Genomic DNA, 24,758 nt, shown 5'->3' with positions numbered 1-24,758 from the left:
AAGACAGTTGCTCCCACAATTGATCGTCACCTGCAGCCAATCGAGTCAGCGAACGCTGCTTTCGAAGCGGCACGCTCCCGGCAGTTCCACGACCAGTTCATCGCCCGCATTCAATGGCCCGACGCCCGCCGGGGTGCCGGTGAGGATCACGTCGCCGGCCTGCAGCGAGAAACAGCCGGCCATGTACTGGATCATCGGTACGATGGGGTTGAGCATCAGGCGGCTGTTGCCATCCTGGCGCACTTCACCGTTGATGGTCAGGCGCACGGGGATGTCGGTCAGGTCGGCAAACATGCTGCTCGGCACAAACGGTGCAATCACCGCCGCACCGTCGAACGACTTGGCGACTTCCCACGGCAGGCCCTTGGCCTTGAGCTCGGCCTGCTTGTCGCGAAGGGTCAGGTCCAGGGCTGGCGCGAAGCCGGAGATGGCATCGAGTATTTCCTCGGCGCTGGGCCGGGTCGACAGCGGTTTGCCGATCAACACGGCGATTTCTGCTTCGTAATGCACCGAGCCGCGCTCGGTCGGAATGCTGAAGCCGCCTTCCAGCGGCACCACGCAACTGCCTGGCTTGATGAACAGCAAGGGTTCGGTGGGCACCGGGTTGTCCAGTTCCTTTGCATGTTCGGCGTAGTTACGACCAATGCAGACCACTTTCCCGATTGGGAAATGAATGCGTGTACCGTCGACATACTGGTGCTGATAGCTCATTACCGACTCCTGTTTCTGCAATTCATCAGATGTTCTTGCGCATCAAACCGCGAAGATCTTGCCCGGGTTCATGATGCCATTCGGGTCGAAGACCGCTTTCACGGCTTTCATGTATTCGATTTCCACCGGTGAACGACTATAGGCCAGGTAGTCGCGCTTGGTCATGCCCACGCCATGTTCGGCCGAAATCGAGCCGTTGTATTTCTCGACGATCTCGAACACCCATTTGTTCACGGTCGCGCACTTGGCGAAGAACGCGTCCTTGTCCAGGTTTTCCGGCTTGAGGATGTTCAGGTGCAGGTTGCCGTCGCCGATGTGGCCGTGCCAGACAACTTCGAAGTCCGGGTAGTGCTGGCCGACAATCGCGTCGATTTCCTTGAGGAAGTCCGGGACTTTCGAGACCGTCACCGAGATGTCATTTTTGTATGGCGTCCAGTGGGAAATGGTTTCGGAGATGTACTCGCGCAGTTTCCACAGGTTCTGCAACTGGGTTTCGCTCTGGCTCATCACGCCGTCCAGCATCCAACCCTGTTCCACGCAGTATTCGAAGGTTTCCAGCGCCTGGTTGGCAACGTCTTCGGTGGTGGCTTCGAATTCCAGTAGGGCGTAGAACGGGCAGTCGGTCTCGAACGGCGCGGGCACGTCACCCCGCCCGAGGATTTTAGCCAGGGCCTTGTCGGAGAAGAATTCGAAGGCGGTCAGGTCGAGCTTGCCCTGGAACGCATGCAGCACCGGCATGATCGAGTCGAAATCCGGGGTGCCGAGCACCATCGCCGTGAGGTTTTTCGGCGCACGGTCCAGGCGCATGGTCGCCTCGACCACGAAGCCGAGGGTGCCTTCGGCGCCGATGAACAGTTGCCGCAAGTCGTAGCCGGTGGCGTTCTTGATCAGGTCCTTGTTCAGCTCCAGCAGGTCACCCTTGCCGGTAACGACCTTCAGGCCAGCGACCCAGTTACGGGTCATGCCGTAGCGAATAACCTTGATGCCGCCGGCATTGGTACCGATATTGCCGCCAATCTGACTGGAACCCGCCGAAGCGAAGTCCACCGGGTAGTACAGCCCGTGTTCCTCGGCCTTGTTCTGCAGCTGTTCTGTGATCACGCCCGGCTGGCACACGGCGGTGCGGTCGGTGAGGTTCACGTCGAGGATCTGGTTCATGTAGTTGAATGACACAACCACTTCGCCATTGGCGGCCACTGCTGCGGCAGAAAGCCCGGTACGCCCGCCCGAGGGCACCAGCGCAACCTTGTGCGTGTTGGCCCAGCGCACGATGGCCTGCACTTGCTCGGTGGTCCTGGGGAAGACGATGGCAACCGGCGCGGGGGCAAAATGCCGGGTCCAGTCCTTGCCGTAGGTGTTCAGGGAGTCGGTGTCGGTCAGCACCTTGCCAGGCTCAACCAGGGTCTTCAGTTCAGCGATCAGGTCAGCAATGGTCATCGGCAAGACTCTCGAACAATTCATGGTCATCCTGAGAACGCTTCATGTCGCAGAATGAGTGCTTGCGGGTCGCATATGCTAGCATACCGACCCCGCAGCGTAGTGCCCAACGGCTGTTCTGCGGCGACGGCTGTCACGCCGGTCGGGCTAGCGTCGCGCTGTCCGATTCCCTGCCATTTTTCTCCGGGACACAGGTTTACGCAGATGAGCAAGACTTCTCTCGATAAGAGCAAGATCAAGTTCCTTCTTCTCGAAGGCGTCCACCAATCGGCTGTCGACGTCCTCAAGTCGGCGGGCTACACCAGTATCGAGTACATCACCAGTTCTCTGCCGGAAGCCCAGCTCAAGGAAAAGATCGCCGATGCTCACTTCATCGGTATTCGCTCCCGTACGCAATTGACCGAAGAGATCTTTGACCACGCCAAGAAACTGGTTGCGGTCGGCTGCTTCTGCATCGGCACCAACCAGGTTGACCTCAACGCAGCGCGTGAGCGCGGCATCGCGGTGTTCAACGCGCCGTACTCCAACACCCGTTCCGTTGCCGAACTGGTGCTGGCCGAGGCAATCCTGCTGCTGCGCGGTATCCCCGAGAAGAACGCCTCCTGCCACCGTGGCGGCTGGATCAAGAGCGCGGCCAACTCCTTCGAAATCCGCGGCAAGAAGCTGGGTATCGTCGGCTACGGTTCGATCGGCACGCAGTTGTCGGTCCTGGCTGAAGGCCTGGGCATGCAGGTCTACTTCTACGACACCGTCACCAAGCTGCCGTTGGGCAACGCCACTCAGGTCAACGACCTGCACGAGCTGCTGGGCATGTCCGACATCGTGACCCTGCACGTGCCAGAAACCGCCGCCACCCAGTGGATGATCGGCGAGAAGGAAATCCGCTCGATCAAGAAGGGCGGGATCCTGATCAACGCCGCTCGCGGCACCGTGGTCAAGCTCGACGCCCTGGCCGACGCGATCAAGGACAAGCACCTGATCGGCGCGGCCATCGACGTGTTCCCGGTGGAGCCACGCTCCAACGACGATATCTTCGAAAGCCCGCTGCGTGGCCTGGACAACGTGATCCTGACCCCGCACATCGGCGGCTCCACCGCTGAAGCCCAAGCCAACATTGGCCTGGAAGTGGCGGAAAAGCTGGTCAAGTACAGCGACAACGGTACGTCGGTATCGTCCGTGAACTTCCCGGAAGTGGCCCTGCCGGCTCACCCTGGCAAGCACCGCCTGCTGCACATCCACGAGAACATTCCGGGTGTGATGAGCGAGATCAACAAGGTCTTCGCCGAAAACGGCATCAACATTTCCGGTCAGTTCCTGCAGACCAACGAGAAAGTCGGCTACGTGGTCATCGACGTCGACGCCGAATACTCGGACCTGGCGCAGGAGAAGTTGCAGCACATCAAGGGCACCATTCGGTCCCGGGTGCTGTTCTGAAGAACCGCAGCGGCGAGCTGTCAGCTTCAAGCGGCAAGTTGTGGTTTGGTTTGCCATGAAAAACGGGAGTCCGAAAGGGCTCCCGTTTTTTTTATCTGCCACCCATCAATACCTGTGGGAGCGAGCCTGCTCGCGAAAGGGTGTGTCAGCCAAGGATTGGTCGACTGGTCTACCGCATTCGCGAGCAGGCTCGCTCCCACAGGGGAAAGGTGTCAGGTCAGTGTTACTTCACGTTTACGGTAATCTTCTTGGAAACGATCGGCGGATCGAACGGCATATGGCCGCTGTCGCCCAGTTCCAGTTGCAAGGTGTGCTTGCCCGGGGCCAGTTTGAGGGTGGCCTCGGTTTGGGCCTTGCCGAAGTGCATGTGGTTGGCGTCGTTTGGAATGGGTGCGCCTGCGGCAGGCAACGTATCGACATCGATCAGCAGATGATGATGCCCGGTATTTTTTGTCACATCACCCGCCGGCGCCAAAGCGATATCCTTGACGCCGAACTTGACCTTGAATTCCTGGGTAACAGTGGCCCCGTCGGCCGGGGAAACGATGAATACTTTTGCGCCCTTGGGAGCGGGAGTCGCAGCGGCTGCCAGCATCGAAGTGCCCAGCAACAGGCCGGCCAACGCGGCACGAGACATAAAGCTTTTCATTTTTTTCTCCTGTTTTTCCATGAAATCCGTCTGATCATGACAACTTCATGACCAATCGTTGTCGAAGCCTGCAACAACCATAGCAAAGCGAGCCTGAAACGAGCGTCGCTTGTATAAATACCAAGGAGTGACCATGCGTTTCCTGCCTGGCCTGATTTGCCTGCTACCCCTTTTGAGCCCTTTGGCCCATGCCGAATTGATTGACGACATCAACGACCGTGGCGAGCTGCGCATAGCCCTTGAAGCCAACACCGCGCCTTTCAACTTCAAGGAAGACGGCAAGCTCACCGGTTTTGAAGTGGAACTGGGCCAGATGCTCGCCAGCGAGCTCGATGTACGCGCCGACTTCGTGGTCACCGATGCCGCAGAACTGCTGGCCGGTGTGGAAAGCGGAAAGTACGACGTTGCCATCAACCACATAGCAATGACCCCGGAACTGGCCGAACGTTTCGACACCAGTGGCAGCTACAGTCAGCCGGATGCGCAATTATTGGCCAGCAAGGGCGAGACACAGCACCCACTGATGATGGCGCAGTCGTTACAGTCGGAAGGAAAGATCGCCCCGGCCCCGCACTTGGTGATTCCGTTCCAGAAGGGTAACCCGGCGTTCAAGGCCAGCCTGGACAACGCACTGACGCGTATCAAGGATGACGGGCGGTTGGAGCAGCTTTCTCAGAAATGGTTGGGTAAACAGGAATAACAGGGCGGGCAGCCGCACCGCTATCGCGAGCAGGCTCGCTCCCACATTGGAATGCAGTCACCTGTGGCGGTGAGCCTGCTCGCGATGAAGTCTTCAGGCGTCAGGCGGTCTTGCGCCAGACACTCGCCAGCCAAGGCTGTTGCTCGCGCGGCAGTCCCGCCGGCCGGTAGTAATGCTCCAGCTCCACAAACCCCGCGCCGTCCAGCAGGCTGCGCCAGGCCGTGAGGTCGTGATAGGCGCCGAAACGCTGGCCATTCCAGCCTTCCCGGTTCTCGCCCCGAGGGTTTGAGCTGAACAGTACGCCGCCGGGTTTGAGCGTGGCGTGCAGTTGCTTGAGCACCCGAGGCAATTCCTGCAGTGGGATATGAAACAGCACCGCATTGGCGAATATCCCGTCAAAACGCTCTGCCGGCAGGTCGAGTTGCAGGAAGTCCTGTTGCCACACTTCACAGCCGCTGTCCTGGCGCGCCATCCGGACAAATTCCGCAGAGCCGTCGAGGCCGACCGCGACATGGCCCATGGCGGTGAATGCCCGCAGGTCGCGCCCGGGGCCGCAGCCGAAATCCAGGATCTGCAGCGGCGCACTGGCCTGGATATGCCGCAGCAACGCGTCGATGTTCTGGCTGACGTCGTGATCGCGGGTGCCTTCGCGAAAGCTTTCGGCGACTGCGTTGTAATTGCCCAGGGTCGTGGCAGTGATGGCCTGCAGGTCTTGCGGAGTGTGTTTCATGGTCGTTGGCTTGAGGTGGGGAGCGTTGGGCGGACTATATACCGCACATCTCCCGGCTCTCCCCTGTGGGAGCAAATGGCGCTCCATTGAGGTCAGCGCTTGTTCAAACCCCGCGCCAGGCGGTCGCCGCCCAGTTGAATCACCGCCACCAACGCCACCAGCAATACAATCACGGTGAGCATGATCTGGCTGTCGAAACGCTGGTAGCCATACCGGTAGGCGATGTCGCCCAGGCCGCCGGCGCCGATGGCTCCGGCCATGGCCGAGGAATTGATCATGGTCACCAGCGTGATGGTGAAACCGCCGACGATGCCGGGCAGGGCCTCGGGCAGCAGCACATGCCAGACGATGTGCCAGCGCCGGCAACCCATGGCCTGGGCGGCTTCGATCAAGCCGTGGTCGACCTCCCGCAAACTGACTTCGGCGATGCGGGCAAAGAACGGCGTGGCGGCGATGGTCAGTGGCACCACGGCTGCCCAGACGCCATAGGTGGTACCGACAATCAGTCGGGTGAACGGGATCAACGCCACCATCAGGATCAGAAAGGGGATCGAGCGGAACAGATTCACGAACGCGCCCAGGGCCTTGTTCAAAGTGGGCGCCTGGTAGATGCCGCCCTTGCCGCTGGTCACCAGGATCACCGCCAACGGTATGCCCGCCAGCAACGCGATCAACGACGACACGCCCACCATCAGAAACGTGTCGATGAAACCCTGTAATAACCGTTCAAACCACATAGCCCAGCACCTCCACCCGTTGCGCCCAATTGCCCGCCCGTTGCTGCAGTTCCTCGGCGCTCCATGACGAACCGCTCACTGCCAGCAACAGTTGCCCCAGGCCATGACCCTGAATCCGCTCGATACCGCCGTGCAGCAACCGCACGCGGCCACCGAGGGCGCTGAACAGTGCCGCAAGGTCCGGCTCATCGTGTTCACTGCCGGTGAATTGCAGGCGCAGCACGGTCGCGGCTTCGGCCGATGGCGGCTGCGGGTGCAAGCGGCCTTGCAGATCGCTGGGCAACGCCTGCTGCAACGGCGCGAGCAATGTCCTGCTGACCTCATGCTGCGGGTTGCCGAACACCTCCCAGACCGGTCCCTGCTCGACCATCCGCCCTTGTTCGAGCACCACGACCCGGTCGCAGACTTCGCGGATCACCGCCATCTCATGGGTGATCAGGACAATGGTCAGGCCCAGCCGCTGATTGATCTCGCGCAACAGGCCGAGGATCGATTGAGTGGTCTCCGGGTCGAGGGCCGAGGTGGCCTCGTCGCACAACAGGATCTGCGGATCATGGACCAGGGCCCGGGCAATCCCGACGCGCTGCTTCTGCCCGCCCGAAAGCTGCGCCGGGTAGGCGTTGTGCTTGCCTTGCAGACCCACCAGTTCCAGCAGCTCGCGGACCTTCTGCTGGCGCTGTCCCTTGGGCACGTCGGCCACTTTCAGCGGCAGCTCGACGTTCTGCCACACGGTCTTGGCCGACATCAGGTTGAAGTGCTGGAAGATCATGCCGATCCGCCGGCGCAGTTCTACCAGGCGGTCTTCGTCGAACTCGCCGATGTCCACTTGATCGATGAGCACCCGGCCGCTGGTGGGTTGTTCGAGCCGGTTGATGGTGCGGATCAGCGACGACTTGCCTGCGCCGCTACGGCCGATGATGCCGAACACCTCGCCGCGCTGGATCGCCAGGTCGATGCCTTGCAGCGCGGCTACCGGGCCCTGGGCGCCGTTATAGGTCTTGCCCAGGCCGATGAAGCGCACATGGGCACGGTTGAACTCCGGGTGCAGCTCGGTGTGCCCGGCGCTCTGGAGCACGGGGGCCTGATGTCGGAGCCTGGCGTTGATGGCGTTCATGTTCAGCCTTCCCAGCCGGCCTGATAGAGCTTGCCATGGGCCTTGTCCAGGGCCGCACGCACCGCCGGCGAATGCTGATAGATGTCGACGAACTTGATCAGCCGCGGATCGTCCTTGCTCTTGGGCTGGATCACGAACTGGATCACGTATTCCTTGTGGTCCAGGCCGTCAAACAGCAGGGCCGAGGTCGCGTCAAAGGTTTTTGCCAGGCGGATGTAGGCGGGGTAACCCTGCACCAGGTCGGCGTCTTCATAGGCGCGCACCAACTGCACCGCTTCGACCTGCAGGATCTTGAGTTTCTTCGGGTTGGCGACAATGTCGTCTTCGGTGGCCTTGTAGCCCACCCCGGGCTTGAGCGTGATCAGCCCGGCTTTCGCCAGCAGTTGCAAGCCGCGACCACTGTTGATCGGGTCGTTGGCGATGGCGACGCTCGCGCCCTCGGGCAGCTCGTCGAAGCTTTTGTACTTCTTCGAATAGAGGCCGACGTTGTTGATAATGCCCGGAGCGAAGGGCACCAGGTCAAACCCGGCGGCGGCCTTGGCATTCTCCAGGAACGGGATGTGCTGGAAGTAATTCACGTCGATGTCCCCGGAAGCCAGGCTGACGTTGGGTGCGATCCAGTCGCTGAACTCCACCAGCTCGACCTTCAGGCCTTGCTTGCCGGCTTCTTCAACGGCCGCTTCCAGGGGAATGGCGAAAGCAGCGGTGGTGCCGATTTTCAACGGTGCATCGGCGGCAAACAGCGCCGAGCTGAACAGGCCGAGGGCCAGGGCCAGTGCTTTGACTGGCAGGGAGCGAGCGTATTGGGTCATGGGTTTTCTTGTCCTGGATTATAGATTGGCCTGCTTTTGTGGCGAGGGGATCAGTGTCGATAGGTCGAGCCGGTGTGTTGTTCGGGCAAATGGGCCTGGGTCTTGAACAGCTTTTCGCGCAGCGTGCCGCTGTCATATTCAGTCTTGTACGCGCCGCGCCGTTGCAGTTCCGGGGTCACCAGGTCGATGAAGTCCACGTAGCTTTGCGGCGTCACGATGCGGGTCAGGTTGAAGCCATCGAGGCCGGTGTCGGCGATCCACGATTCCAACTCATCGGCCACCTGCGCGGGCGAACCGATCACAGTGATGTAGCGACCGCCCAGGGCGTGTTGCTCGAGCAATCTGCGTCGCGTCCAGTCGTTGTTCTGCAAGGTCTTGGTGGCCGACTGAATCGCGTTGCTCTTCACGTACTGGATCGGCTCGTCCAGTGCGTACTCGGAAAAATCGATCCCGGTCGACGCGGAAAAATGTGCCACCCCGGCCTCGGCACTGGCGTAGCTCAGGTACTCGGCATGCTTGGCCCAGGCGGCGGCTTCGGTGTCGCCGACAATCACGTTCAGACCCATGAACACCTTGATGTCTTCGGGGTTGCGCCCGGCACGGGCGGCGCTGGCGCGTACCTTGTCCACCTGCGCCCTGGTCGCAGGTTTGTTCTGGCCGCTGATGAACACGCACTCGGCATGCCGCCCGGCAAACTGCAAGCCGCGCTCCGAACTGCCGGCCTGGAACAACACCGGTGTACGCTGGGGCGAGGGTTCGCAAAGGTGATAACCCTCGACCTGATAGAACTCGCCCTGGTGCCGGACCTTGTGCACCTTCTCCGGCTGGGCATAGATCCGTTGCTCGCGGTCGTTGAGCACCGCGTCGTTTTCCCAACTGCCCTCCCACAGTTTGTAGAGCACTTGCAGGTACTCGTCGGCCTGGTCGTAGCGGCGGTCATGCTCGACCTGGGCGCTCAACCCCATCGCCTTGGCGGCGCTGTCCAGGTAGCCGGTGACGATGTTCCAGCCGACCCGGCCGCGACTCAGGTGATCCAGGGTGCTCATGCGCCGGGCGAACAGGTAGGGCGGCTCGTAGGTCAGGTTCGCGGTGAGGCCGAACCCCAGGTTCCGGGTCACGGCCGCCATCGCCGAGACCAGCAGCAGCGGGTCGTTGACCGGCAGTTGGATCGACTCTTTCAGCGTGACGTCCAGCGACTGCTGGTACACGTCGTAGACGCCTACGATGTCAGCGATGAACAGCCCGTCGAAGAGTCCGCGCTCAAGCAACTGCGCCAGTGCGGTCCAGTATTCGAGGGTGTTGTACTGGGTCGAGGTGTCCTCGGGATGAGTCCACAAGCCATGATTGATGTGCCCGATGCAGTTCATGTTGAACGCATTGAGCAGGATCTTTTTCTTGTCGGACGCCATCAGATCGTCCCCCGCAGCGGCGGATTTTCATCATTGAGATAAAAGTTGCCCACCGCGTGGTATTTCCAGCGCACCGGGTCATGCAGGGTGTGCACCCGGGCGTTGCGCCAATGACGGTCCAGGCCATGCTCGGCGAGCGTCGCCTGGCTGCCAGCCAGTTCAAACAGCGTGCTGCCAGCGGCCAGGGACACTTCGGTGCTGATGGCGCGCGCTTCGGCCACGGCAATCGAGGCGGCGGCGACCGTGCCGGCATGGGTATCGACCTGGGCCCGGTCGAGAAACTCGCCGGCCCGTTCCAACAGGGCTTCGGCGGCGTGCAGGCGTATGCTCAACTGGCCGAAGCTCTTGAGGGTGTGCGGGTCTTCGGTGGCGACGTCGCTGGTGGCGTCGATCCAGGGCCGGGTTTTGCTACGGACAAAGTGCAAGGCGTCCTCATAGGCCGCGCGGGCGATGCCGGTGTCGATGGCGGCGTGGAGGATCTGCGCCAGCGGGCCCACCGGCGTCGGGCGCTCGAAGGCGCTCTGGAACGGCACGATGTCTTCGGCGGTAACCTGGACGTCTTCGAACACCACCGAACCGCTGCCGGTGGTGCGCTGGCCGAAACCGCTCCAGTCATCGATCACGATCAGGCCCTTGCTGTCGCGTGGGACGAACGCCAGCTGCTGCACGCCATTTTCATCCACCACCGAGGTGGGGATGCGCTGGGCGTAGATCGCCCCGGTCGCGTAGAACTTGCGCCCGTTGATGCGAAAACCGTTGCCGTCGCGGCGCAGCTGGGTGATGCGGTCGTGGGCGGTCCTGGTGCCCAGTTCCGCCAGCGCGTTGCCAAAGCGCTGACCGGCCAGTACTTCGGCGTAGAGCCGCTGTTTTTGCGCTTCGCTGCCGTTCACTCGCAGCACTTCCAGGGCGTAATAGTGGTTCTGCGGGATCTGCCCGAGGGAGCCGTCGGCCTGGGCGATCAGCGCAATGACCTTGGCCAGGGTGACGTTGGAAACCCCCGCGCCGCCATAGGCCTTGGGCACGCTGATGCCCCACAGGCCGGAGCGGGAAAACGCCTCCAGTTCCGGGTGCGGCAGGCGCCGTTCACGGTCGCGCAGGGAGCTGTCGCGCTTGAAGTCGTCGGCCAGGTCGCTGGCCACGATCAGGGCTTGTTCATCGCTGGTGATCACCGCGACGTGTTGGGAAAGCGTCATGTACTGCTCCAGAGGTCGGGTCGTCAGATCCAGGAATGCCGGGCCGGCAACGTGCCGTTCAGGTGATAGGCGCCTACCGCGTGATACTTCCAGCGCACCGGGTCGTGCAGGGTGTGGACCCGCGCGTTGCGCCAGTGACGGTCGAGGTTGAATTCGGCCAGGGTGGCGCGGCTGCCGGCCAGTTCGAACAGTTTTTCGCTGGCGTGCAGGGCGATCTCGGTGGTGAGGACCTTGGCTTCGGCCACGGCAATCGAGGCGCGGGCGGCGGAGTGCGCGGTGATGGGGGCGGCGGTGACTTGATCCAGCACCCGTGCGGCTTTTCGCAGCAGCGCTTCGGCAGCGTGCAATTCGATTTTCAGTTTGCCGACATCAGCGATCACATAGAGATCGTCGCTGGCCCGCTCGACCTTGGCGTCGATCCAGGGTCGGGCCCGCTCGCGCACGAAGGCGATGGCATCGTCGATGGCGCCACGGGCGATGCCCGCGTCAATCGCGGCCTGGATCAGTTGCGAAATCGCCCCCTGTACGTTCGGCGTCTCATTGACGCGCCAGTTGTCCAGCACCAGCTCGGCATCGACCCGCACATTGTTCAGCAGCACGGTGCCGCTGGCCGTGGTGCGCTGGCCGAACCCCGACCAATCGTCGACGATGCGCAGGCCTGGGGTGCCGCGCCGCACGAACGCCAGCACCTGGCGACCCTCGTCATTCAGCGCCTTGACCGCCACCCAGTGGGCGAACAGCGCACCGGTGGAATAGAACTTCTGGCCGTTGATGATGAATCCATCGCCGTCGGCCGTGATCCGTGCCTTGAGTTCCAGCGTATTGCGCACGCCACGCTCCGGCCCGGCGTTGCCGATGCGCCAGCCTTCGAGCACGCTCTTGAGGAGGATTTTCTTTTGCCGCTCCGTGCCCGTACCGAGAATCAGCTGGAGCACGCCGAACTGATTCTGTGGGATCTGTCCAAGTGCCGGATCGGCAGCGGAAATGGTCGCGAACACCTCGGCGAGGGTGACGAATGAAACCTGTGGGCCGCCGTATGCACGGGGGATGGCAATGCTGCCCAGGCCGCTGCGGGTGAATTGTTCAATTTCCGACCAGGGCAACTTGCGCTGCTGATCGCGCCGCGCGGCTTGCTGGCGGGCAATCTGCGCCAACTCGTGGGCGGCCTTGATCGCCTCGGCATCGTTGCGCAGTACTTGCGCGGGGAGCAGCAGCGGTGCGATGTCCTGGTCGCTCTGGACCTTTGCCTGGGCCAAATCCGACATCACAGCCACTCCGTGGCTGCAGGCAGTGCCTTGGCAAACTGCGCTGGGGTGATTGTGTTCCGTACCATACCCACCTCACATCTCTAGAAACGCCGCGATGAAAGCGGCGAATGACAATCAGGAATGTCCGGTGGTCCGGTGTATATACCCTAAACGTGTATAAATTATTTTTGAACTAACTTTTAGGAATATTGATAGAGCGCTTCTTGCCGAGCGGGCTGTTGTGGCGAGGGAGCAGGCCCCTCGCCACGGGTACAGGGTGGTTTCAGACTTTTTTGCGGCTCGGCTCGGCAGCCATCAACGCCTCTTTCGACGCGCCATGCCGATACGGATTGGCGCAACCGATCTTCAACATCCGTGGCGGTGCCCATTGGGAGTTGTTACCCACACGGTCGAGGATGCAATAGCTCACTTCCAGGCGCAGATCTTCTCCCGCTTCCAGGATCATCTGCGGCGGGACCCAGATATGGATCGGCTGGCCGACCTCGCAGGGTTTGATCGGAGGCAGGTCCATGCGTACATCGCCCCAGCGCAGGGTTATCGCATCGTCAGCGGCCATGTTCCGGTAGGGTTCGATCGTCACGGGTACGCCGCGCTTGATCTGGCGGGGGTTCACGCCTTGGCGCCGTATCGTTTCAGGAATACACACCGGTGCCAGGCCCTGGTTTTCATCGCCGCTCACGGCTGACGGCTGGCCACCCGGACAATCAAGCTTCACCTGTATCCGTTGCGTGGCTGAAAGCGCCGGACCGCGTCCGACTTGCATCACGCGATAATGCAGGCGCGAGGTCCCGTTGGCGATGAAGCTCTCCGGTACCCGCAACGTGACGCTGCCTTGTACGTCTTCCTGCGACAGCAGGCGGGAGCCCACATAGCAGTTGTCCCAGAACAGCTCGATCAGGTCGCCGGCGTCCATGCCGGGGTAGGGGGCAATGGCGACCTCCAGGCACGCGGCGCTGGCGAGGTTGATGCCGGCGGGGTGGGCATTGACCAGCGTAGGCGCGGCCAATCGAGGAATATTCGACGTACATGTCATGGTGTTCTCCTTGATGCTTGAAAACGAAGTCCGTTTCGGGAAGATCAAAGGCGCTTAGTAATCATGACCTCTTTTATTTGCACAGGTATTGACGCTGAGTGCGGCAGTCACTGTGCAAAATTAATTAGAGTGTCTCGCCCATGGGCCACTAGATACGGGGTCTCTCGTTTCAGTGTCAATAGAGGCACTTGCTTAATAAAACATTGAGTCAGGGTTCAGAAGTTTCCTACGCGCTCATGTTCATAATGCTTCACGTTAAACGTACTTTTCCTAGGCTAGTCCATCGCGAAACAAGCTTTTGGGGAATCTGGCGGTTGATGTGGTTTGGCACTCTTGCCGGAGGGAAATTGTTGCCGAAGATTTGTGTCGAGGTGGTAAGTTAGTGCGCAAGTTGCAAATTGTTGCGTGCTTGATAAGTTGAAAATCGCTGTTGTGTTGATTCTGTAGTTGCTCACTTCCGTCCCTGGAAGTGATGATGCGGTGAATAACTTACGAGGTACCGTGTCCGGCCGAGAGGAACTTGCTGAGGAATTGCCGAGTGCGCTCTTCCTTGGGGGCCGCAAACAAGGCCTTGGCTTCGCCTTGTTCGACGATGACGCCCTTGTCAAAAAACACCACGCGGTTTGCCACGTCCCGGGCAAAGCCCATTTCGTGGGTCACGATGACCATGGTGCGTTTTTCTTCGGCCAGGCCGCGAATGGTCGCCAGTACTTCCCCGACCAATTCCGGATCGAGGGCCGAGGTCGGCTCATCGAACAGGATGACCGCCGGCTCCATCGCCAGCGCCCGGGCAATCGCCACACGCTGCTGCTGACCACCAGACAAGCGCCGCGGGTAGGCGTCTTCCTTACCGGCCAACCCCACCTTGGCCAAGAGCTTGCGCCCGAGGGCTTCGGCGTCGGCGCGGGGCGTTTTCTTCACCACCAGCGGGCCTTCGGTGACATTTTCCAGGGCGGTTCGATGGGGAAACAGGTTGAAGTTCTGGAACACGAAACCCACCTGCTGGCGCAAGCGACGCACCAGGCCCTGTTGCTGGTTCAGTGGGCGGCTGCCATCGATCTCGATGTCGCCGACCTTGATCCGGCCACTGCTGGGTTCTTCGAGGAAGTTCAGGCAACGCAGGAAGGTGGTCTTGCCCGAACCACTGGGCCCGATGATCGCCACCACTTCGCCCTCTTCGATCTTCAGGTCGATGCCGTTGAGCACCACCTGGCCTTTGAACTGCTTCGTCAGTTTTTCCACGACAATCATGGCTCAGGACTCCTGGTCATGCCGATTGACCCGGGCTTCCAGGACGTTCTGCAGGTGCGCGAGCACGCTCGCCAGAATCCAGTAGATCAGCGCGGCGGCAAGGTACATGGTGAAGATTTCGAAGGTTCGCGCGGTGATCAACTGCGCCTGGCGGAACAGCTCCGGTACCTGGATGGTGGCCGCCAGCGCGGTGTCCTTGACCAGCGAAATGAAACTGTTGCCCAGGGGCGGCAGGGCGGTGCGCGCGGCTTGCGGCAGGATGGCCCGGCGCAGCGTCTGCGCGCGGGTCATGCCGATACTCGCCGCGGCTTCCCACTGGCCACGCTCGATGGAACTGATGGCGGCCCGCAGGATTTCACAGGCATAGGCCGCCATGTTCAGCGAGAAGCCGATCAGTGCCGCCGGCAACGGATCCAGCTCGATGCCCAGTTGAGGCAACCCGTAATAGATCACGAACAACTGCACCAGCAACGGCGTGCCACGAAAGAACGACACGTAGATGCGGGCGATCCAGCTCACCAACTTGAAGCGCGACAGGCGCATCAGCGCCAGGCCGAAGCCCAGCAGTAAACCGAAGAACATGCCGCCCAGGCTGAGGATGACCGTGTAGTACGCGCCCTTGAGCAAGAAGGGCGCGGACTCCAGCGCGAGTTGAAAAGCTGCTTCCATTATTGGGTAACGTCAGCGCTGAAGTATTTTTCCGAAAGCTTCTTCAGCGTACCGTCGGCGCGCAGTTTCTCGATGGCCTTGTTCACGGCTGCCAACAGCTCAGGCTCGCCTTTGCGCAGGGCAATCCCGGATTCCTGGCGCGAAAAGGCTTCGCTGGTGACGCTGGTGTCCTTGGCTTTCCTGGCATATTCCAGCGCGGCCAGACGGTCGATCAGGATGGTATCGATACGGCCGACGCGCAGGTCCTGGAATTTGGTGGGGTCGTCATCGTAGGTTTTGACCTGGGCGCCCGGCACTTCTGCCTTGACCCACTGCTCGTAGTTGGTGCCCAGGCCCACGCCGACCTTCTTGCCGTCCAGATCCGCAGCCTTCCTGATGTTCAGCTCGTCGGCTTTCTTGGTCAGTACCAGCGCTTGAATTCCGGAAACGGTGTACGGCTCGGAGAAGTCGTATTTTTTCTTGCGCTCCTCGGAGATGGTGACCTGGTTGACCACGGCGTCCAGGCGCTTGGACTCCAATGCCGCAAGAATGCCGGCCCATGGGGTCGTCTGCAGCTTGACCTTCACACCCAGCTCCTTGGCCAGGGCTTCGGAGAACTCCACTTCGAAGCCGGTCAGCTTGCCGCTGTCATCGACGAAGCTGAACGGCGGATAGGTGCCTTCCAGGCCAATCTTGATTTCACCGGCATCCTTGATTTTCTGCAGTTGCTCACCGGCAACCGCTTGCCCCAACAGGCCGGCGCTCAATGCCAGGCCCAGCGAACCCACCAACAGGTTGCGACGTAGTGCGGAAAAATTCATGACAAGCCTCTGTGTTTTCTTATGAAGACAGTTATCTGGAAGAGAAAGGCGTAGCCGCGCTCTGAAAAGATTGCCACATCCTGCCCTAAAAACGGCCTGGACGTCTCGCGACAAATAGGCCTGCGGCGCGACTATAGGTCGGCGCTGTTAGATTGGAAAATAATATTAAATCATCCATATATTCCAATATGGAATTGCTTCTCTGTGGGAGCGAGCCTGCTCGCGATGGCGGTGGATCAGCAACAATTGATTTGGCTGACACACCATCGCGAGCAGGCTCGCTCCCACAGGGTTTTTCCTTAAGGTTCAGAACGCCGTGTTATAGGCAAACAGCGCCGGCGCGCCGCCGGTATGCAGGAACAGGATCGGGCCCTCGTCGAAGCGGTTGCGACCGATGCCGTCGAGCAGGCCAGCCATGGCCTTGCCAGTGTAGACCGGATCCAGCAGCAGGCCTTCCAGGCTCGCCAGCAGCTTGATCGCGGCGAGTGTCCCGGCGTTGGGCTCGCCGTAACGGGGGGCGAAATATTCGTCCCACAGGTTGACCTTGAAGGCCGCGGGAAGGGCCACGTCCAGCAGTTGGACGGTGCGTTCGGCCAGGCCCTGGACTTTGGGGAACTGGTCTTCTTCGCTGCGCGAAACCGTTACCCCAATGATCGGTAGGTGCGGCAGCACTTCACTCAGCGCCAGTGCCAGGCCGCTGTGGGTGCCGGCACTGCCGGAGGCGAGCACGACGGCGGCGAAATCAAGGCCGGTGTCGTTGATTTGCCCGGCCAATTCCAGGCCCGCGCGCACGTACCCCAGCGCGCCCAAGGCATTCGAACCGCCAATTGGCACCAGGTAAGGTTTTTTCCCATTGCTGCTCAGGCGAGCGGCGAGGGCCTGCAACTGCTCATCGGCGTTATTCAGGTTATCGACCAATTCGACCTTGGCGTCGAACAGTTCCAGCAGCAGCCGGTTGCCGTTGCCCAGGTAATTGCAGTCCTCGGTGCCGATGGGGTTTTCCAGCAAGGCCACGCAACCCAGGCCCAGCTTCGCCGCCAGGGCGGCGGTCTGGCGCACGTGGTTGGACTGGATCGCTCCGGCGGTGATGAGTGTGTCGGCGCCTTGGGCGATGGCATCACAGGCCAGGTATTCAAGCTTGCGCAGTTTGTTGCCGCCCATCGCCAGGGGCGTCAGGTCGTCACGCTTGATATAAATATCCCGGCCGAGCCAGGTGGACAGGCGCTCGAGTTTTTCCAGCGGGGTAGGGGGGCCGAGCAGGTCGAGGCGGTTAAAGCGGGCCAGCTGTTGTTTGATCATTGCGCCGTACTGATTGCAGGAGATGTCTGGACTATAGGCATGCGGATATTCGTGGGCAACCGGCAATCGGCAAGTAAGCCAGCAGGGTTGGATGTCTTTGAGTCCTGAGACTGGCATCCTGTGGGAGCGAGCTTGCTCGCGACAGCAATCTGCACACGCCGATGGACTGAAGCTCAATATTACCGATGCGGACAACGCTCTGGATCTGGAGCTGGCCCTGGAGGTGGTTGGGTACTTCCGGGTAAGCCAGCCGGACGCACAGGACATCATCGCGCAGTTTAAAGAAGTAGTGAGCCAATGGCCGGTGTTGGCTGGCGCGTTGAGGTTATCCAGGCGTGAGCAGAACGATATGGCGCCCGCGTTTCATCTCTCAGACAAATAGCCGCCCATAAAAAAACCGCCCCGAAGGGCGGTTTTCCATTTGCCGACCGAGCTTTTACAGCTGCGGGCCAGCGGCCTTGATTGTGTCGCTCACGTCGAACTTCTTGAAGTTCTCGATGAACAAGCCGGCCAATGCCTTGGCCGCTTCGTCGTAGGCGGCCTTGTCAGCCCAGGTGTTGCGTGGGTTCAACAGGCCAGTTTCGACGCCTGGAACAGCCAGCGGCACGTCCAGGTTGATGATGTCCAGGTGTTCGGTTTCGGCACCGATCAGCGCGCCGCTCTGGATCGCCGCGATCACCGCGCGGGTGGTCGGGATGTTGAAGCGCTTGCCGACGCCGTAGCCGCCGCCGGTCCAGCCGGTGTTGACCAGGTAGACCTTGGAACCGAAGCCACGGATACGCTTGATCAGCAGCTCAGCGTATTCACCGGCAGGACGCGGGAAGAATGGCGCGCCGAAGCAGGTGGAGAAGGTCGACTTGATGCCGCTGCCCGAACCCATTTCGGTCGAACCCACCAGTGCGGTGTAGCCGGACAGGAAGTGGTAGGCGGCTTGTTCTTCGCTGAGGATCGACACCGGTGGCAGGACGCCGGTCAGGTCGCAGGTCAGGAAGATCACGGCGTTTGGCTCGCCACCGAGGTTCTTCGGTGCGCGTTTTTCGATCAGTTCACGCGGGTAGGCGGCGCGGCTGTTCTGGGTCAGGCTGTCATCGGCGTAGTCGGCTTTCTTGGTCACCGGGTCCAGCACGACGTTTTCCAGCACGGCGCCGTGCTGAATGGCTTTCCAGATCACCGGCTCGTTCTTCTCGGAGAGGTCGATGCACTTGGCATAGCAACCGCCTTCGATGTTGAAGACCACGCCCACGCCCCAGCCGTGCTCGTCGTCGCCGATCAGGTAACGGCTTTCGTCGGCGGACAGGGTGGTCTTACCGGTGCCCGACAGGCCGAAGAACAGGGTCACATCGCCCTCTTCGCCCATGTTGGCGGCGCAGTGCATCGGCAGCACGTCAACGGCTGGCAGCAGGAAGTTCTGCACGGAGAACAGGGCTTTCTTCATTTCACCGGCGTAACGCATGCCGGCGATCAGCACTTTCTTGGCCGCGAAGTTGATGATCACGGTGCCATCGGAGTTGGTGCCGTCGCGCTCAGGCTCGCAGACGAAGTTTGGGGCATTGAGGATCTGCCATTCGTCCTTGCCACCGGCGTTGTAGTGCTCGGGGTTGATGAACAGGCAGCGGCCGAACAGGTTGTGCCAGGCCGTCTCGGTGGTCATCTTGACCGGCAGGTAGTGCGCAGGATCGGAACCTACATGCACGTGGGAGACAAAACGCTCGCGCTCACCCAGATAGGCTTCAACGCGGCTCCACAGGGCATCGAACTTGTCGGCCGGGAACTTGCGGTTGATCGGGCCCCAGGCAATGGCGTTCTGGGTGGTCGGCTCTTCCACAATGAAACGGTCGACTGGCGAACGACCGGTACGGTGACCGGTACGAACAACCAGCGCGCCAGTATCGGCAAGCTCGCCTTCACCGCGATTCAGGGCTTCTTTGACCAGTTCATCGACACTCAGATCGGTGTACACGGCGTTATTGGCTTGCGTCATGAGATTCCCCGTCGGCCTGTGGCCGAGTGCTCCAAACGTTTTGTAGTAGGAAGTCGCGCACTACTACCCGAAAAAAGTGGGCCGGATTATGCCAGAAAAGCCCAAAAAGAGTAGGGCCCTCCCGTCAGTACGGCGTAAATCCGGCGTTTGCCAGGAGATTTACCTGCGCTGAAGCGTTTTAGTGACGAGTATCTGACGGTGTGTCGACACCCGCACCGGCGAACAATTGTGCGATGTCCGCCGCGTCGAACAGGTAGCGCTCATTGCAGAACTGGCAATCGATCTCAATGGCGCCAGCATGCTCGATCACCAGTTGCTGCGCATCTTCCAGACCCAGACTGACCAGCGCATTGGCGGAACGTTCACGGGAGCAACTGCATTGGAAGCGCAACGGCTGGCCGTCGAACAAGCGCACGACTTCTTCGTGGTAGAGGCGATGGAGCACGGTTTCGTTGTCCAGGCCCAGCAGCTCATCGGCGCTCAAGGTGCTGGCCAGCGCCGTGATGTGCTGCCAACTGGCGTCTCGCTCTTCGGGGTCACGAAGACGATCGGCAGGCAATTGCTGCAGCAGCAAACCACGGGCACGCCGCCCGTCGGCGTAAAGCCAGAAGCGGGTATTGGTCTGCTGGGACATGACGAAGTAGTTGGTGAAGCATTCGGCCAGGGTCGCGCCGTCGAGATCGACAATGCCCTGGTAGCGTTTGCCGTGGGTCGGGTCGACGGTCAGGGCCAGCACGCCATTGGGCATCAGGTCGACCAGGGTTGCGTCGGGTGCGATCTGCTCGGCGTCATAGCGGGCCAGGCCCCGGATCTCGCGTTCGCTGGAGCACTCGATCATCAGCAGCGGCACAGGGCCCTCGGAACGGGCCTGGAGAATCAGCAAGCCATCGAACTTCAGCGTGCCCACCAGCAGCGCCGCAGCCGCCATCAGTTCGCCGAGCAGTTGCGCGACCGGCTCTGGATAAGCGTGCTTGGCGAGGACTTCGGCGTAGCTACGCTCCAACGCCACCAGCTCGCCCCTGGCGTCGCTGTCATCGAAGATGAAACGTTGGGTGTAGTCGGTATCCGGTAGATCAGTCATAAGGTCTGGTATCTGAGGTGATGACAATTGATGACAGGCATTTTATGGGCATTCGGGGTGGGTTCCAAGCAATCCGCATGTCACTTGGAAGCGCTTTTACTCGCTATTGCGGCCACGAAACCGGAACAGGTCCCGGCGCTGCTTGGTGCTCGGCTTGCCCTCGGTGCTGACACCCAGGGCGCCGGCCTTGCGCTGGGCGGCAGCGGCCTCGCGCCTGGCGATGCTCGCTTCGGTTTCGTGATACAGCGCCTGGGCCTCTGGCGCACCGCGACGCACGATCGACAGGGCCTCGACCACCACGGTCTTCTCGTCGAACCCGGTGCGGATGACAAACTCATCGCCGACGCGGGGTTCCTTGCCCGGTTTGCAACGCTCGCCCCGGTGATGGACCTTGCCGCTTTCAATGGCGGCCTTGGCAAGCGCGCGTGTCTTGTAAAAACGCGCCGCCCACAACCATTTATCGAGACGGACCTTGTCGTCCTCTTCCTTTTTTTGTGTCACTGCAATTCCTCATTCTTCCAATAGTCAGAACTGTACTACCGTTTTTGTCGGGCGCACGAATCCGGCCCGACGGATAGAATGCCCACCCGGCCGACTTCAGGCCTGGGAGTGTAGAAATTTACAAGCGCAAACAGGTCGGTAGATAACTGTCGCCAGTTTGTGATTATTCTGCGTGAATACCGCGATTCGCGGAGTCCACGATCCGATGTACTGATCGCAGGTTGTTTTATTGAAGACTTTTGACCATTTGACCGTTGTCGGTCTGCGCGAGTGGGTGGCGCTCCCGGATCTGGGAGTGGCGGGCCTGCGGGCAAAAATCGACACCGGCGCCAGCACCTCCAGCCTGCATGCCACGGACATCGAGCCATTCGAGCGCGATGGCGAAAAGTGGGTGCGCTTCACTGCGCACCTGGGCACCGTGGTGCAGTTGCGCCATCGCCGTTGCGAAGCCCCACTGGTGGCGCGCAAGACCATCAAGAGTTCCAACGGTCACGCCCAGGTCCGCTACGTGATCAGCACCACGTTGGCGCTAGGTGACCGGGTCTGGCGGGTCGAGTTCACCCTGGCCTGCCGCAAGTCCATGCGCTATCGCCTGCTATTGGGTTCCAAAGCCTTGATCGACGGCCAACTGGTGGTCAATCCGGGTACCAAATACGTTCAAGACAAGCCGGCATTCCCGGTGTCCACTCTCTCTGCCACAGGTGTTGCATGAAGATCGCTGTGCTGTCGCGTAACCCGCGTCTGTATTCCACCCGTCGCCTGGTTGAAGCCGGCACCGAACGTGGCCATGAAATGGTGGTGATCGACACCCTGCGCGCCTACATGAACATTGCCAGTCACAAGCCGCAGATCCATTACCGGGGCAAACCGCTGGAGGGATTCGATGCGGTGATCCCGCGCATCGGCGCATCGGTGACGTTCTATGGCTGCGCCGTATTGCGTCAGTTCGAAATGATGGGGGTGTACCCCCTCAATGAATCCGTGGCCATCGCCCGTTCCCGGGACAAGCTGCGCTCGCTGCAATTGCTGTCGCGGCGCGGTATCGGCTTGCCGGTGACCGGCTTCGCCCACTCCCCCGACGACATTCCCGACCTGATCGCAATGGTCAACGGCGCGCCGCTGGTGATCAAGGTGCTGGAAGGCACCCAGGGCATCGGCGTGGTCCTGTGTGAAACCGCGACGGCGGCGGAGTCGGTGATCGAGGCGTTCATGGGCCTGAAGCAGAACATCATGGTGCAGGAATACATCAAGGAAGCCGGTGGCGCGGACATTCGCTGCTTCGTGGTCGGCGACAAGGTGATTGCCTCGATGAAGCGCCAGGCCAAGCCCGGCGAGTTTCGTTCCAACCTGCACCGCGGCGGCAGCGCCAGCCTGATCAAGATCACCCCGGAAGAGCGCATGACCGCCTTGCGTGCGGCCAAAGTCATGGGGCTGGCCGTGGCGGGCGTCGACATCCTGCGCTCCAACCACGGACCGCTGGTGATGGAAGTCAACTCCTCACCAGGCCTGGAGGGGATCGAAACGACCACGAGCAAGAACGTGGCCGGGATCATCATCGAGCATCTGGAAAAGAATGGCGGGCCGAACATGACCCGGACCAAGGGTAAGGGGTAGGAGCAGCTGCTTCTAAACCGCATCCCTGGGCAGCATCAGCCCCAACGGCAACCGCACCCGCGCTTCCAGCCCGCCGCCGGTGCGGTTGCGCAGTTCGACGTTACCACCGTGCATCGAGGCGATCCGCTTGACGATGGCCAGGCCCAGCCCCGTGCCCTTTCCGCCTCGGGCGCGATCGCCACGGGTGAAGGGGTTGAAAATGGCTTCAAGTTCCGCCGGATCAATGCCGGCGCCTCGGTCCATGACACTCAGCACCACATAAGGCGCATTGGCGTCGCCAGAGACATGGGCCGCCACTTCGACGCCGGTCCCGGCATGGTTCAGGGCATTGCCAATCAGGTTGTTGAGCAGACGTTTCATCGACACCCGGCGCAGCGGGAACGGCTGGATCGGCTCCAGGCGCAAATGCACTTTCTCATCGTTCTGGTTATAGGGAGCCGCCACTTCCCGCACCAGGTCGGTCAGGTCCACTTCTTCCACAGACTCATCACGGCCGTCGCGAATGAACGCCAGGAACTGGTCGAGAATCGCGTCCATGTCCTCGATGTCACGGACCATATCGTCGGTGAGGTCGGTGTGCTCGCCCATCAACTCCAGGGACAGCCGCAGCCGGGTCAAGGGTGTGCGCAGGTCGTGGGAAACGCCGGCCAACATCAGTTCACGCTCGCGCCCGGCCTGTTCGACGTCCTCGGCCATCTGGTTGAAGGCCCGGTAGACCTCGGCCATCTCGCTGGGTGTATCGCTGATGGGCAGTCGCACGCTGCGACCCTGGCCCAACTGGCGGGCGGCGTAGACCAGGCGTTTCAACGGCTGGTTGAGCTGACTGACGAATATCCACGCCGAAGCGGTGGACAACAGGCCGATGGCCAGGAACCAGCCGAGCACGTTCCAGATTTTCTGGCCGCGCAACGGATGGGGATACAGCGGCACTTTCAACCAGCCATCCCCCAGGCTTGGGGCCCGCACCCAAAGCGCCGGAGGCGAGTGCATGCGCAAGCGGACCTCGGTGTCGGCGCCCAGCTCGGCCTGCATCTGTCGCTGGTAAATCTCGCTGTAGGGCCAGTGCTGCTCGCCCTCTGGCACGCCCGCACCGACGACGCGGATCAGCGTCGCGGCTTCAGCGATCCTGGTTCGATTGGTTTCGTCGGCGGCCCAATACGCGCGCAGGGTCAAGGCCACGCCGTGACTGTATTGCCGGTCCACCAGAACGTCTTCGTTCATCAGCAAGTAAACCAGTGTCAATGCCTTGGAGAAGAGCACGACGATCAGCACCAGCCAGAGGGTGCGGGAGAAAAAACTCTGGGGGAACCAAACGGGGGTTTTCATGAATAACCGCTACACACTTGCAGGAGCGAGCCATGCTCGCACAATGACGGATCGCGAGTCGCCAGGAGGAAGACATCAACCCGCCAGGCCACCCGCTCCTACAAATCGCCGATCACTTGCTGGCGGCGCCATCCGGCACGAAGACATAACCCACGCCCCAGACGGTCTGGATATAACGCGGCTTGGAAGGATCGGGTTCGATCATCCGGCGCAGACGGGAGATCTGTACGTCGATGGAGCGCTCCAGCGCGTCCCATTCACGACCCCGGGCCAGGTTCATCAGCTTGTCGCGGGTCAGCGGCTGGCGGGCATTCATCACCAGTGCCTTGAGCACCGCGAACTCACCGGTGGTGAGCATGTGGACCTCATCGCCGCGCTTGAGCTCGCGTGTGGCCAGGGACAGTTCATAGTCGCCGAAGGTCACGCTCTCGTCTTCGCTGCCCGGCGCACCCGGCACCGGCGCCGATTGACGGCGCAGTACCGCCTTGACGCGGGCCATCAGCTCGTCCGGGTTGAACGGCTTGGCCAGGTAGTCGTCGGCGCCCAGCTCAAGCCCTTTGATACGGCTCAACTCGTCGCCCTTGGCGGTGAGCATGATGATCGGGATCTGGTTGTTCGCGCCGCGCAGGCGGCGGCAGGCCGTCAGGCCATCTTCGCCGGGCAGCATCAGGTCCAGCACCACCAGGTTGAATACCTCGCGGGCCAGCAGCCGATCCATTTGCTCGGTGTTGGGGACGGTGCGGGCGCGATAGCCCTTGCTGACGAAGAAGCGTTCCAGCAGGCTGCTCAGCCCCGGGTCGTCGTCAACGATAAGAATTTTTTCGCCTTCAGCAGTTTGTGCAGTGCTGCTCATAGGAAGCTCCTTTGATCTCGGCGCGCATTATGGCCTAGCTGCCGTTATACGCACCGTGTGCATTGTTAGCAGATTTTTCCTCTGCCTACAGAAATTCGGGCATTCAGCCTACAGACCATGACGCACCCCGAACCCTGGAACGCTGGTTATAATGCG

The 24,758-nt window shown here is 61.1% G+C and carries 25 protein-coding genes; 5 read left to right on the top strand and 20 right to left on the bottom strand.

From position 1 onward, the window contains the following. Window positions 1–45: 45 nt before the first annotated feature. Window positions 46–711: a fumarylacetoacetate hydrolase family protein gene (locus tag J7E36_RS13305; RefSeq protein ID WP_215003579.1), complete on the bottom strand. Its 666-nt coding sequence runs from the start codon at window positions 709–711 to the stop codon at window positions 46–48. Window positions 712–753: 42 nt separating this feature from the next. Next, window positions 754–2,148, bottom strand: a complete 1,395-nt coding sequence (locus J7E36_RS13300) for an FAD-binding oxidoreductase (protein WP_215003578.1) — start codon at window positions 2,146–2,148, stop codon at window positions 754–756. Between the two features lie 204 nt (window positions 2,149–2,352). Between J7E36_RS13300 and serA the strand changes: the two genes are divergently transcribed. Then, complete coding sequence (gene serA / locus J7E36_RS13295) at window positions 2,353–3,582, top strand: phosphoglycerate dehydrogenase (RefSeq protein ID WP_215003575.1); 1,230 nt, start codon at window positions 2,353–2,355, stop codon at window positions 3,580–3,582. 223 nt (window positions 3,583–3,805) lie between these two features. On the opposite strand, the gene J7E36_RS13290 is transcribed toward serA, so the two are convergent. Beyond that, entirely contained in the window at window positions 3,806–4,231 is a 426-nt protein-coding gene (locus tag J7E36_RS13290) for a DUF4399 domain-containing protein (RefSeq protein ID WP_215003584.1), read from the bottom strand. A 133-nt stretch (window positions 4,232–4,364) separates the two neighbouring features. Between J7E36_RS13290 and J7E36_RS13285 the strand changes: the two genes are divergently transcribed. Next, window positions 4,365–4,931: a transporter substrate-binding domain-containing protein gene (locus tag J7E36_RS13285; RefSeq protein ID WP_215003573.1), complete on the top strand. Its 567-nt coding sequence runs from the start codon at window positions 4,365–4,367 to the stop codon at window positions 4,929–4,931. A 100-nt stretch (window positions 4,932–5,031) separates the two neighbouring features. On the opposite strand, the gene J7E36_RS13280 is transcribed toward J7E36_RS13285, so the two are convergent. The 12 genes from J7E36_RS13280 to J7E36_RS13225 all read right to left on the bottom strand — a co-directional run bounded on the left by J7E36_RS13280 (window position 5,032) and on the right by J7E36_RS13225 (window position 17,246). Next, window positions 5,032–5,661, bottom strand: a complete 630-nt coding sequence (locus tag J7E36_RS13280; RefSeq protein WP_215003571.1) for a class I SAM-dependent methyltransferase — start codon at window positions 5,659–5,661, stop codon at window positions 5,032–5,034. 92 nt (window positions 5,662–5,753) lie between these two features. Then, window positions 5,754–6,398: a methionine ABC transporter permease gene (locus J7E36_RS13275; RefSeq protein WP_215003569.1), complete on the bottom strand. Its 645-nt coding sequence runs from the start codon at window positions 6,396–6,398 to the stop codon at window positions 5,754–5,756. Beyond that, window positions 6,388–7,512 (bottom strand): methionine ABC transporter ATP-binding protein, encoded by a 1,125-nt coding sequence (locus J7E36_RS13270; RefSeq protein WP_215003566.1) that lies wholly within the window; start codon window positions 7,510–7,512, stop codon window positions 6,388–6,390. The genes J7E36_RS13275 and J7E36_RS13270 overlap by 11 nt, the downstream gene beginning before the upstream one ends. Window positions 7,513–7,514: 2 nt before the next feature. After that, window positions 7,515–8,324, bottom strand: coding sequence for a MetQ/NlpA family ABC transporter substrate-binding protein (locus J7E36_RS13265; RefSeq protein WP_215003564.1), 810 nt, complete (start codon window positions 8,322–8,324; stop codon window positions 7,515–7,517). 50 nt (window positions 8,325–8,374) lie between these two features. After that, window positions 8,375–9,733: an LLM class flavin-dependent oxidoreductase gene (locus tag J7E36_RS13260; RefSeq protein WP_215003562.1), complete on the bottom strand. Its 1,359-nt coding sequence runs from the start codon at window positions 9,731–9,733 to the stop codon at window positions 8,375–8,377. Then, window positions 9,733–10,926, bottom strand: a complete 1,194-nt coding sequence (locus J7E36_RS13255; RefSeq protein WP_215003560.1) for an SfnB family sulfur acquisition oxidoreductase — start codon at window positions 10,924–10,926, stop codon at window positions 9,733–9,735. Before J7E36_RS13255 ends, J7E36_RS13260 begins: the two co-directional genes overlap by 1 nt. Before the next feature lie 23 nt (window positions 10,927–10,949). Continuing rightward, the gene (locus J7E36_RS13250; RefSeq protein WP_215003558.1) at window positions 10,950–12,191 is read right to left on the bottom strand and encodes an SfnB family sulfur acquisition oxidoreductase; all 1,242 of its coding nucleotides are present in this window, start codon (window positions 12,189–12,191) and stop codon (window positions 10,950–10,952) included. Window positions 12,192–12,456: 265 nt separating this feature from the next. Further along, complete coding sequence (locus J7E36_RS13245) at window positions 12,457–13,227, bottom strand: hypothetical protein (protein WP_215003556.1); 771 nt, start codon at window positions 13,225–13,227, stop codon at window positions 12,457–12,459. Window positions 13,228–13,716: 489 nt separating this feature from the next. Continuing rightward, window positions 13,717–14,478 carry an L-cystine ABC transporter ATP-binding protein TcyN gene (gene tcyN, locus J7E36_RS13240; protein ID WP_215003554.1) on the bottom strand — a complete coding sequence of 254 codons (762 nt, stop codon included), beginning with the start codon at window positions 14,476–14,478 and terminating at the stop codon, window positions 13,717–13,719. Window positions 14,479–14,481: 3 nt separating this feature from the next. Beyond that, window positions 14,482–15,147, bottom strand: coding sequence for a cystine ABC transporter permease (gene tcyL / locus J7E36_RS13235; protein ID WP_215003553.1), 666 nt, complete (start codon window positions 15,145–15,147; stop codon window positions 14,482–14,484). Beyond that, window positions 15,147–15,947 (bottom strand): cystine ABC transporter substrate-binding protein, encoded by an 801-nt coding sequence (gene tcyJ / locus J7E36_RS13230; protein WP_215003551.1) that lies wholly within the window; start codon window positions 15,945–15,947, stop codon window positions 15,147–15,149. Before tcyJ ends, tcyL begins: the two co-directional genes overlap by 1 nt. 306 nt (window positions 15,948–16,253) lie before the next feature. After that, the gene (locus tag J7E36_RS13225) at window positions 16,254–17,246 is read right to left on the bottom strand and encodes a D-cysteine desulfhydrase (protein WP_215003549.1); all 993 of its coding nucleotides are present in this window, start codon (window positions 17,244–17,246) and stop codon (window positions 16,254–16,256) included. 91 nt (window positions 17,247–17,337) lie between these two features. On the opposite strand from J7E36_RS13225, the gene J7E36_RS13220 reads away from it, so the two are divergent. Next, window positions 17,338–17,628 (top strand): hypothetical protein, encoded by a 291-nt coding sequence (locus tag J7E36_RS13220; RefSeq protein ID WP_435304175.1) that lies wholly within the window; start codon window positions 17,338–17,340, stop codon window positions 17,626–17,628. Between the two features lie 54 nt (window positions 17,629–17,682). On the opposite strand, the gene J7E36_RS13215 is transcribed toward J7E36_RS13220, so the two are convergent. From J7E36_RS13215 to J7E36_RS13205, 3 genes are all read right to left on the bottom strand, one after another. After that, window positions 17,683–19,227 (bottom strand): phosphoenolpyruvate carboxykinase, encoded by a 1,545-nt coding sequence (locus tag J7E36_RS13215; RefSeq protein ID WP_215003547.1) that lies wholly within the window; start codon window positions 19,225–19,227, stop codon window positions 17,683–17,685. A gap of 178 nt (window positions 19,228–19,405) precedes the next feature. Further along, window positions 19,406–20,308, bottom strand: a complete 903-nt coding sequence (hslO, locus tag J7E36_RS13210; RefSeq protein ID WP_215003545.1) for an Hsp33 family molecular chaperone HslO — start codon at window positions 20,306–20,308, stop codon at window positions 19,406–19,408. Window positions 20,309–20,404: 96 nt separating this feature from the next. Next, window positions 20,405–20,809, bottom strand: a complete 405-nt coding sequence (locus tag J7E36_RS13205) for an RNA-binding S4 domain-containing protein (RefSeq protein WP_215003543.1) — start codon at window positions 20,807–20,809, stop codon at window positions 20,405–20,407. Between the two features lie 247 nt (window positions 20,810–21,056). Here J7E36_RS13205 and J7E36_RS13200 point away from each other — a divergent pair, with 247 nt between their 5' ends. Both J7E36_RS13200 and rimK read left to right on the top strand, forming a co-directional pair. After that, window positions 21,057–21,521, top strand: coding sequence for an ATP-dependent zinc protease family protein (locus tag J7E36_RS13200; protein WP_215003583.1), 465 nt, complete (start codon window positions 21,057–21,059; stop codon window positions 21,519–21,521). Further along, window positions 21,518–22,423, top strand: a complete 906-nt coding sequence (gene rimK / locus J7E36_RS13195; protein WP_215003541.1) for a 30S ribosomal protein S6--L-glutamate ligase — start codon at window positions 21,518–21,520, stop codon at window positions 22,421–22,423. Before J7E36_RS13200 ends, rimK begins: the two co-directional genes overlap by 4 nt. A 12-nt stretch (window positions 22,424–22,435) precedes the next feature. Here the strand turns inward: rimK and J7E36_RS13190 are convergent, their stop codons facing one another. After that, window positions 22,436–23,749, bottom strand: coding sequence for an ATP-binding protein (locus J7E36_RS13190; RefSeq protein ID WP_215003539.1), 1,314 nt, complete (start codon window positions 23,747–23,749; stop codon window positions 22,436–22,438). A gap of 112 nt (window positions 23,750–23,861) precedes the next feature. Further along, window positions 23,862–24,602, bottom strand: coding sequence for an osmolarity response regulator transcription factor OmpR (gene ompR, locus J7E36_RS13185; protein WP_003196691.1), 741 nt, complete (start codon window positions 24,600–24,602; stop codon window positions 23,862–23,864). Window positions 24,603–24,758: the final 156 nt, after the last annotated feature.

Origin of the sequence: Pseudomonas fluorescens, from assembly GCF_018614775.1 — a bacterium.
In the GTDB taxonomy this organism is placed as follows: domain Bacteria; phylum Pseudomonadota; class Gammaproteobacteria; order Pseudomonadales; family Pseudomonadaceae; genus Aquipseudomonas; species Aquipseudomonas fluorescens_BY.
This window is presented reverse-complemented; position numbering and strand designations above follow the sequence as displayed.